At 61.8% G+C, this 7,044-nt stretch carries 6 protein-coding genes; 4 read left to right on the plus strand and 2 right to left on the minus strand.

What is annotated here, in order from left to right:
- The first annotated feature begins 584 nt into the window (after nucleotides 1-584).
- Nucleotides 585-1,568, plus strand: a complete 984-nt coding sequence (locus tag ACSLE4_RS04895; protein ID WP_435903356.1) for a bile acid:sodium symporter family protein — start codon at nucleotides 585-587, stop codon at nucleotides 1,566-1,568.
- Between the two features lie 781 nt (nucleotides 1,569-2,349).
- Nucleotides 2,350-2,829 (plus strand): hypothetical protein, encoded by a 480-nt coding sequence (locus ACSLE4_RS04900; protein WP_435903357.1) that lies wholly within the window; start codon nucleotides 2,350-2,352, stop codon nucleotides 2,827-2,829.
- Between the two features lie 200 nt (nucleotides 2,830-3,029).
- Here ACSLE4_RS04900 and ACSLE4_RS04905 read toward each other — a convergent pair whose 3' ends face one another.
- Together ACSLE4_RS04905 and ACSLE4_RS04910 are read right to left on the minus strand one after the other, a co-directional pair.
- Nucleotides 3,030-4,034 (minus strand): hypothetical protein, encoded by a 1,005-nt coding sequence (locus ACSLE4_RS04905; RefSeq protein ID WP_435903358.1) that lies wholly within the window; start codon nucleotides 4,032-4,034, stop codon nucleotides 3,030-3,032.
- A 438-nt stretch (nucleotides 4,035-4,472) separates the two neighbouring features.
- Complete coding sequence (locus ACSLE4_RS04910) at nucleotides 4,473-5,219, minus strand: cytochrome b/b6 domain-containing protein (protein ID WP_435903359.1); 747 nt, start codon at nucleotides 5,217-5,219, stop codon at nucleotides 4,473-4,475.
- Between the two features lie 210 nt (nucleotides 5,220-5,429).
- On the opposite strand from ACSLE4_RS04910, the gene ACSLE4_RS04915 reads away from it, so the two are divergent.
- Nucleotides 5,430-6,377: a DUF808 domain-containing protein gene (locus ACSLE4_RS04915; RefSeq protein WP_435903360.1), complete on the plus strand. Its 948-nt coding sequence runs from the start codon at nucleotides 5,430-5,432 to the stop codon at nucleotides 6,375-6,377.
- 130 nt (nucleotides 6,378-6,507) lie between these two features.
- A partial coding sequence (locus tag ACSLE4_RS04920) for an amino acid permease (protein ID WP_435903361.1) occupies nucleotides 6,508-7,044 on the plus strand: 537 nt, incomplete at its 3' end.

The following is a 7,044-nucleotide window of genomic DNA, read 5'->3' on the forward strand; positions in this document are numbered from 1 at the left end:
GGGGGTGGCTCCGGCGCCGCCCGGAGGTCTCGCTGCGAACGAGGCCCGCAGGCGCCGCACCCCGCCCCGCTCACGCTAACGCCTCGCGAGAACGCCCTTTGAACGGACGAGGTGATCGCATTGTACGGCAGGTTTCGGGGGCGGGCATAAGTGCGGCCTGCGTTACCACCGCTCATTCCCGCGAAAGCGGGAATCCAGAACCATGTGTCCGCCCTTCATTATCGCCTGGGTCCCCGCCTTCGCGGGGACGAGCGGCCGAGGGCGGGGATAGGCTCGCCCAAACCTTCGTTGTCATCGCCCGGCTCGACCCGCCTGCGGCCCGAAGCATGAAGTCGGATGACTCTGCGACAAGCCTTCGGCGGGCGAAGGGCCGGGCGATCCAGTAGCCCATGCCATGCGCGATTACGAAGACCAGTGGTTACTGGATGCCCGGACGTCTGGTTTGCGCTACCGCTTCGCTGCTTGAGCGCGCAAGTCCGGGCATGACAAGCGTGGAGGTAAGAGTTTGGGAGAGGCGCCAGCCGATCACACCGGCCCAGAACCTATCTTTGCCGCAATCGACTCTGCTAAGGCTTTAGCCCGCGATGCTCGACCAGCCCTTTTGGTTCTTCACGAATTTCGGCGAACTTGAACGTGGGCTGTCGGCGACGATGGTCACGTTGTCGATGCTTGGCATGGGCGCAACGCTGACCGTTCGCGATTTTGCGACGACGCTGTTTGCCTGGAAGGGGCTGGCGGTAGGCCTGGCCGCCCAGCTGCTCTTGGTCCCGGCCTGGGCGGGGCTGGTCATGTTCGTCCTCGGCTTGTTCCCTGAAGGCTTCGGTGGATTGTCGGTGGCCGGCGCCGTCGGCATCGCCACGGGTCTCGCTTTGGTCGCCGCCATGCCCGGCGGCGCGGCTTCGAACCTTCTGACGTTTCTCGGCAACGGGAATGTCGCCCTGTCCGTCTCGTTGACGGCCATCACGACCTTCGCCTGCCTCCTCGCGACCCCGATCGTGTTGGCGTCGCTAGTCATGGTGCGGGTGCCCGGCGACTTCGAGATCGACAAGTCCCAGATCATGCTGGATATCGGCTTGTTCTTGCTCGCGCCCCTTCTCGCCGGCATGGTTTTCCGCGCTTACACGACGCTCCCGCAGCAAGTCCTTTTCATCAAGCTCATGGTGCGCGCCAGCCTCTGCCTGCTCGCCCTGATCATCATCGGATCGCTCGGCGCGGGACGCCTGCAATTCGCGGCTTATGGCTGGCTGGGGCCGGCCATCATCATCGTGTTCTGTCTCGGGGCCGTCATTCTTGCGCGCCTTTTCGCCACTGTGTGCGGAACGTCGGAGCGGGACGCCTTCGCGATCGTCATCGAGGTCGCCGTCAAGAACGGGCTGCTGGCGCTGTTGATTATCACGTCGATGTTCCCGAGCCACATGTTGGCGGCGCAAGACGGCCCCCATGCCCAGATGATCGCCGCGGCGCGCGACGGCTGCATCTTCGTCGTGCTGTTTTTCAGCGGCGTCGGCTTGGTCATCGGCATGCTGTCCGCGCTCCGCTGGCGTAAGATCTTGGCGCCCGCCCGCTAGGATTGGCCACGGGAGTGGAAAGTGCGGCTAATCCTCGCCATGAATCCCGAATGGGACGACCTTTACGAGACCTTGAATGGGCAAGACGTGAATGGGTAAGACGTGGATGGGTAAGACGTGGATGGGTAAGACGTGGATGGCCGGGACAAGCCCAGCCATGACGAGGCCTTGGTGGCTTCGGGCGGCCGCGTCCCGCGACGGGGAGTCGAAATATGAAGGCTCCTCAGCCCCCCTTCGCGCCGAGTCAGATCAACAGGAATTGACTTGGCGGCAGGACCAACCTCCACCGTTTGTATCGCGGCAATCTGCTTCACTCGAGTAACACGTGTTTGTCGAATTCCGCAGCCAGGGATAACCGGCAGGACAACACTCATTCTGCACTGTCTGGAGCAAATCGCCTCTCGAAGACATGAGCTTCGTAGCTTCATTGAGATTTGAACCGCGCTCCAACGCAATTGCTGAACCAAACCATGCAGAGCAAATCAAGCTCATCGCTAGTACACTGGTTCTGACCATCAAACCCTCCTGGGTATGGACGCCTCTCGCGATACGGGAGACGATTTCATTTTACACCCTTAGGGGCATTCTTTTGACGTTGCCAAATGCCTCTAGAAAAATTCTGTTCGTGGCAAAAAAGTCACTGCCTGCAATCTAGCTTGCACTGACCTCGTCGCTTCGCGCGCAAAAAGGGTAGCTTCCACCAATGGCTTCTCGAAGGACCCTGACCATAGGCGTTGCAATTGCCGGTGTTTTGGCTGTCCTCCTTATGGCCGGAGACTGGATGGCCGGAGACTGGATGGCCGGAGACTGGGCGATCGATGCGAGCCCACCGCAGCCGGACAAAAAGCTCGTTGAAGCTCCGAAGGAGCCGCAGCTTCACTGTTTGCTTATCGGATACACCGGGGAGCCGCGTCTGGCGGTCCTTTTCGATATTCGTCAAGTCGGGAGTGAACTGCGCTACGAGCAACTTCATCTCGTCGAGATCAGGGGCTCACACAAAACAAGAAAGGAACCTCCATTTCCGGAATGGCGATTCGATACCAGCGCCGAACCTGCGCGACTGGAATCGGAGATCAGCGTCTTCGATAACTCGGCGGCGGGCTCGCATACCGAGAAAATCACGATCGAACTCTACGACTACCGCCCTGAGAAAAGTAACAAAGAGTGGATCGAATCCGGATTGAAAAGCATCCACTATCAGAACCTGTCCGGAAACTGCCAGCAGTCACGCCCCGTCCCTCTGGTCTCGACGAGCAATTGAACACGCCCGCTGCTCTTCCTCGGCCCGTTGCTATTCTTTAATGCGCCGCTTGCCATGCAGCATCCGGCGCGAGGCACGACGGCTCGCCGCCATACGAAACGACGACGCCAATCGCATAGACAGCGATGGCCACGCGTCCTCATCGACGCGGGATGGGTGCGCTGAAGCGACGCCGGCCTAAGGGCGACGCCGGCGCGCGCCTAATCGCGATCGACCATCATGCTTCCGTTGCCGAAGTTGGACTGGGAATAGCCGTTATAGGGGAGGTTTTTCCAGTTGATGACGGTCGATCCTAGGTAATCGTCGGCACCATGGGCGCCGCTGTCCTCCTCCCAGACTTCATAGGTGATGTATTTCCAATCGTTGCTGAGGAGGTTCCGGTACATGCTGTTATAGCCGAGCTCGCCGAGCCAATACCACGTATGCGCGTCATTGACGCCGTACAGGTTCACCTTGGAGTTGATGAAGACCCACATGTTGTAGTTCCAGATCCAGAACTTGAGCCTGACATAGATTTCCGGATCGCCGCAGGTCCAGCCCTCCGACTCGTCGGTAATGCGAATCCACGGGACGCCGACATAGTCGTCAACCCGTCGCGGATTTTTCTCATCGCCCGGCTCTTCCGACGTCTCGAGCGGCGGTGTCGGCTCCAAAGACTCCCTTTCCGCCGGCCCGACGACACAGGTCGGAACGTCCGGAGGCGCTTTCGGATCGAGCGACATCTGCCGGTCCCCCGGACCGAAGACCGTGACCGACCGGGTTTCGCGCTCGTCCGTAAGCGGCACGGCCGCGACATAGACCTCGCGCGTCTCCTTCACCGCCTCGCGATGCGTTTTGACAGGAAGCTTGATGTCGAATCTCGGGACGGCGAGCCCGAACTCTTTCATCAGGTCTTCGCCTTCATTGACCTTCACCGCCAGATTGAACAGGTCCTCGCCCTGATCATCGCCCGCCTTGGTGGCGGCCACGGCGAGGAAGCCCCGCAACGCCATGACATATTTGTGTTGCGCGATCTGCTCCGCCAAGAGCGCCCGGTTATCGTCCTTGGCGAGGTAGGTGGACAGATCGGAGGCAATGCCGTCGATCTGTTCGGACAACTTCTTCTCCTGTTCCGGCGTCAGCGAGTCCGACGACGCGGACGCGGAACTCAGCAACAGTCCAAACAGCGCAAGAGCAGTCGTAACGATCTTTGATGTGCCTGCCATGTCGCTCTCCTTGTGCCTCAGCTGTCAAATCCGCTTCCCTGCAGTCCTGACATTGTTGCGGCGCGCGGCCTCAGGTCGCCGCCGAGGTCGTCTTCATTTTGTGGAGCGAGCTATGGCGAGACTGCGCCGCGAGGCCGGCAGGCTCAACCGGCGTCGCTTGGCTAGGTTGACCAATGGTTGGCGCGTGCGTCACGGGCGCCCGATGGCCTCCGCCAAACGGGAGCGCAGCGGCACGATGCCTCCATTTCCTGGGTGGTGAAGCCAAGCGAGCCCCCCTTTTCTTCCCAACACCGGGCGGCTGCCTTTCGTTCCCGGGCCCCTCCGCCCCCGAATCTGAGGGAGCAGGGACAATGGCCGAGGCAAAAGCCGGCACCAATAAGAGCGAAGCGGGGGTTTCCTATACGGCGGCGGGGCTCGGCTATTTCGAGGACCGGGAGCTCAGGCGCCTGGCTCGCCGTGGTCCACGGGCATCCGGTCGAAGATTTTTCGACCCGTGAACATGGCGGAGACGATGCCGCCGCCTTCGCGCAACTCGGTCACGACCACGCCGACGATATGGATCACGATCAGCACAAGAAGCGCGTAGAAATTCCAGTAGTGCACCGTGACGATGGGCGAGCGGAAGGCGCGCATCGCCTCCCAGGACGTGGGATCGATACCGGCCTTGTCGTATGGGAGGATCGTCGCGGGGTCGACGCCGGGCGCCGCGATCCAGCCGGCGATCCAACCCCCGAATGGCGGATAGTAGATGTCCGTCCCGGCGAGAACGAGACCCGTCGCCGCCTGCGCCACAAGCAGGAGGAGAAGCAGCGACACCATCAGGCGCGCTAGCGGGTTGTGACCTAGATAGGGGCGCACATCCCCGCGGAACAGCTGAACCACATAGTCCTTGAGCGCGGCGCCGTAGCCCTTGCCGAACGGCAGGAGCGCGGACCAGCCTGCATGCCGGTTGCCGATGAAGGCCCAGACAATGCGCCAGGCCAAATTGAGCGCGAAGACATAGCCGAACAAGACATGGGTGGTCTTCAGCAGGATCTTGCCGCCGTCGGTCACGCCGAGTTCGTCGGCGAAGAGGATCGCGGTGCCAAGCGCGACCAGAGCGACGACACAAACGAAGTTGATCCAATGGAACCACCGCGTGGACCTGTCCCACACCGCATGTGATTTAAGGTTTGTGATCGTCATTCGGCTTGCTCGCTTTGGGGGCATCTTGCCGACGGTAGGCATAGGACAAAATGCGTCTGTGTCTCGGGTCGCACATTGATCCACGTCAACGGGGAACGGCCCCGACTGCGCACGGTCTGACATCCCGCAAAAAGTAGCGCTGGCTGCACCGGGGCGCCCGTGTCAACTTAATCGCTGGGACTCAAGCAAAACTACGGGTGACCATCAAGGGTGAGTGGCTTTCTCGCACTGCTCGACGACGTCGCTGCCATCGCAAAGCTGGCGGCGGCCCAGGTCGACGACATCGCGGCCCATGCCGCCAAGGCCGGCGGCAAGTCGGCCGGACTCGTAATCGACGATGCGGCCGTAACGCCGAAATACGTCACCGGACTTCCGGCCGCGCGCGAGATCCCGATCGTCGCCAAGATCGCGGGAGCATCCCTAATCAGCAAGCTTGTCATCTTGCTGCCGGGGCTCCTCTTGCTGCAAGCTTTCGCGCCCGGGGCCATCGCACCTCTCCTCATTCTCGGTGGCGCCTATCTTTGTTTCGAGGGCGCGGAGAAAATCTGGCACGCCCTGACAGGGCACGAGGAGAAAGGTCCGCAGCAAGCCGAAACGATCGATGCTGCCCATCTCGAGGAGCAGCGCGTCAAGGGCGCGATCAAGACGGACTTCATTCTGTCGGCCGAGATCATGACAGTCGCGCTGTCGACTATCGACGTCGACGACCTGTGGACACGCGCCGCGGTGCTTGCGGTCATCGCGGTCTCGTTCACGGTCCTTGTCTACGGCGTGGTCGCGCTCCTCGTGAAGATCGACGATCTTGGTCTGTACCTCAGCAAGACGGCAACACTCAGAAGCGTACGCGCGCTCGGGCGCGGGCTGGTCATCGCGATGCCGACTGTGCTCAAGGTGATCTCGATTGTTGGCACGGCGGCGATGCTTTGGGTTGGAGGCAGTATCGTGGTCCACAGCCTCCATACGCTCCATCTGTCGTGGCCGTATGAACTGACCACGAGCATCGCGTCAGCCGTGACGGGCGAAGGCGCATCCGCCGCGGTCTCCTGGTCCGTTACGGCCTTCCTCGATGCCGTCTTCGGATTCCTGCTCGGGTCGATTCTGATCCCGGTCGTGCATGTCCTGCTCGTCCCGATTGGCGTCCTGTTCCCCGAGAAATGATTCGAGTTGGGAGGACGCACCAGGGTGAGAACTCCGCTTTGGGTCATTCGAGGATATTGAGTTCGACCCACCTGCCCCCGGTCCCGCACCCCTGCTATAGTCCGGCCCCGAATCTGAGGGAGCAGGGACAATGGCCGAGGCAAAAGCCGGCACCAATAAGAGCGAGGCGGGGGTTTCCTACACGGCAGCCGGCCTCGGCTATTTCGAGGACCGGGAGCTGAGGCGCCACGCGGGCGTCTTCTATCTGTGGGCCTTGGGCGTGGCCGCCGTCATCTCCGGCGAATTCTCGGGCTGGAACTTAGGCATCGCGGCCGGCGGCTGGGGCGGCATGTTCCTCGGCGCCATCATCATCACCATCATGTTCCTGGGGCTCACCTACTCCATCGCCGAGATGAGCCCGGCTTTGCCCCACACCGGCGGGGCCTACTCCTTCGCGCGCACGGCCTTCGGGCCCTGGGGCGGCTTCATCACCGGCATGGCCGAGAACGTGGAATACGTGCTGACGCCCGCGGTGATCGTCTATTTCATCGGCGCCTATCTCACCGCGATCTTCGGCACGCCGCCCGAGCTCCAGCCGCTCTATTGGGTCGCGGGCTACGCGGTGTTCGTCACGGCGAACGCGCGCGGCGTGGAGCTGTCCTTCATGGTGACGGCCATGGTGACGCTG

It is taken from the genome of Methyloceanibacter sp., from assembly GCF_051306395.1.
In the GTDB taxonomy this organism is placed as follows: domain Bacteria; phylum Pseudomonadota; class Alphaproteobacteria; order Rhizobiales; family Methyloligellaceae; genus Methyloceanibacter.